General features: G+C 49.3%; 2 rRNA genes. Both read right to left on the bottom strand.

From position 1 onward, the window contains the following. Positions 1–1466, bottom strand: a 23S ribosomal RNA gene (locus tag L641_RS23460); the annotation flags it as partial. 293 nt (positions 1467–1759) lie between these two features. Beyond that, positions 1760–3200, bottom strand: a 16S ribosomal RNA gene (locus L641_RS0106355); the annotation flags it as partial.

The following is a 3200-nucleotide window of genomic DNA, read 5'->3' as shown; positions in this document are numbered from 1 at the left end:
CTAGCCTACACACTTTCACATGGACTACCATCGCCATGCTTGCTTAGCCTGCTCCGTCCCCCCATCGCAATTATACCAAGTACGGAAATATTAATCCGTTTCCCATCGACTACGCCTTTCGGCCTCGCCTTAGGGGTCGACTTACCCTACCCTGATTAACATGGGATAGGAACCCTTGGTCTTCCGGCGTGCGGGTTTTTCACCCGCATTATCGTTACTCATGTCAGCATTCGCACTTCTGATACGTCCAGCATACCTCCCGGTACACCTTCAACCGCTTACAGAACGCTCCCCTACCACTCAAAATAAATTTTGAATCCGCAGCTTCGGTGCATAGTTTAGCCCCGTTACATCTTCCGCGCAGACCGACTCGACCAGTGAGCTATTACGCTTTCTTTAAAGGATGGCTGCTTCTAAGCCAACCTCCTGGCTGTCTGGGCCTTTCCACATCGTTTCCCACTTAACTATGACTTTGGGACCTTAGCTGGCGGTCTGGGTTGTTTCCCTCTTCACGACGGACGTTAGCACCCGCCGTGTGTCTCCCGGATATTACTTTACGGTATTCGGAGTTTGCAAAGGGTTGGTAAGTCGGGATGACCCCCTAGCCTTAACAGTGCTCTACCCCCGTAAGTATTCGTCCGAGGCTCTACCTAAATAGATTTCGGGGAGAACCAGCTATCTCCCGGTTTGATTAGCCTTTCACTCCTAACCACAGGTCATCCCCTAACTTTTCAACGTTAGTGGGTTCGGTCCTCCAGTTGATGTTACTCAACCTTCAACCTGCCCATGGCTAGATCACCGGGTTTCGGGTCTATACCTTGCAACTATTCGCCCAGTTAAGACTCGGTTTCCCTACGGCTACCCTAATCGGTTAACCTCGCTACAAAATATAAGTCGCTGACCCATTATACAAAAGGTACGCAGTCACCCAACAAGTGGGCTCCTACTGCTTGTACGTACACGGTTTCAGGTTCTATTTCACTCCCCTCACAGGGGTTCTTTTCGCCTTTCCCTCACGGTACTGGTTCACTATCGGTCAGTTGGGAGTATTTAGCCTTAGATGATGGTCCACCTATATTCAGTCAAAGTTTCACGTGCTCCGACCTACTCGATTTCACTTAAAATGCGTTTTCATGTACGGGACTATCACCCTGTATCGTGGCACTTTCCAGAGCCTTCCATTAACACATAATAAGCTTAAGGGCTGTTCCGATTTCGCTCGCCGCTACTATCGGAATCTCGGTTGATTTCTTTTCCTACGGGTACTTAGATGTTTCAGTTCTCCGCGTTCGCCTCGTTAACCTATGTATTCAGTTAACGATACCTGCAAGCAGGTGGGTTTCCCCATTCGGAAATCCTAGTCTCAAGTGCTTTTTACTAGCTTGACTAGGCTTATCGCAAGTTAATACGTCCTTCATCGCCTCCAACTGCCAAGGCATCCACCGTGTACGCTTAGTCACTTAACCATACAACCCAAACGGGTCTTTGTTGTGTGACAGTTTAACTTCGCCAGAAGTTAATATTGAATACTAAAGTAGATACCAATCAATAAACGTAAACGTTCATTAAATGGCACTGAATGATACTGCTATCATTCTTTTTTACTTTTGAAAACTCTGTACAAATACACTGTATTCATACGAATTTTATTATCAGCTTTTCCAAATTTTTAAAGAGCATATTAATTAGTTAAGCCAGTGGCTTAGCTAACTAACAATCATCTGTGTGGACACTACGAACAAATAAGTTCTAAATCGTATAAGGAGGTGATCCAGCCCCAGGTTCCCCTAGGGCTACCTTGTTACGACTTCACCCCAGTCATGAATCACTCCGTGGTAAACGTCCTCCCGAGGGTTAGACTATCTACTTCTGGAGCAACCCACTCCCATGGTGTGACGGGCGGTGTGTACAAGGCCCGGGAACGTATTCACCGCGTCATTCTGATACGCGATTACTAGCGATTCCGACTTCATGGAGTCGAGTTGCAGACTCCAATCCGGACTACGACGCACTTTAAGTGATTCGCTTACTCTCGCGAGTTCGCAGCACTCTGTATGCGCCATTGTAGCACGTGTGTAGCCCTACACGTAAGGGCCATGATGACTTGACGTCGTCCCCACCTTCCTCCGGTTTATCACCGGCAGTCTCCTTAGAGTTCTCAGCATTACCTGCTAGCAACTAAGGATAGGGGTTGCGCTCGTTGCGGGACTTAACCCAACATCTCACAACACGAGCTGACGACAGCCATGCAGCACCTGTATCAGAGCTCCCGAAGGCACCAAACCATCTCTGGTAAGTTCTCTGTATGTCAAGTGTAGGTAAGGTTCTTCGCGTTGCATCGAATTAAACCACATGCTCCACCGCTTGTGCGGGCCCCCGTCAATTCATTTGAGTTTTAACCTTGCGGCCGTACTCCCCAGGCGGTCTACTTAATGCGTTAGCTTTGAAAAACAGAACCGAGGTTCCGAGCTTCTAGTAGACATCGTTTACGGCGTGGACTACCAGGGTATCTAATCCTGTTTGCTCCCCACGCTTTCGTACATGAGCGTCAGTGTTGACCCAGGTGGCTGCCTTCGCCATCGGTATTCCTTCAGATCTCTACGCATTTCACCGCTACACCTGAAATTCTACCACCCTCTATCACACTCTAGTTTGCCAGTTCGAAATGCAGTTCCCAGGTTGAGCCCGGGGCTTTCACATCTCGCTTAACAAACCGCCTGCGTACGCTTTACGCCCAGTAATTCCGATTAACGCTCGCACCCTCCGTATTACCGCGGCTGCTGGCACGGAGTTAGCCGGTGCTTCTTCTGTCAGTAACGTCACAGCTAGCAGGTATTAACTACTAACCTTTCCTCCTGACTGAAAGTGCTTTACAACCCGAAGGCCTTCTTCACACACGCGGCATGGCTGCATCAGGCTTGCGCCCATTGTGCAATATTCCCCACTGCTGCCTCCCGTAGGAGTCTGGGCCGTGTCTCAGTCCCAGTGTGGCTGATCATCCTCTCAAACCAGCTAGGGATCGTCGCCTTGGTGAGCCATTACCTCACCAACTAGCTAATCCCACTTGGGCCAATCTAAAGGCGAGAGCCGAAGCCCCCTTTGGTCCGTAGACATTATGCGGTATTAGCAGTCGTTTCCAACTGTTGTCCCCCACCTCAAGGCATGTTCCCAAGCATTACTCACCCGTCCGCCGCTCGTCA

Origin of the sequence: Pseudoalteromonas sp. TB41, assembly GCF_000497975.1 — a bacterium.
Classification (GTDB): Bacteria; Pseudomonadota; Gammaproteobacteria; order Enterobacterales; family Alteromonadaceae; genus Pseudoalteromonas; species Pseudoalteromonas tetraodonis.
This window is presented reverse-complemented; position numbering and strand designations above follow the sequence as displayed.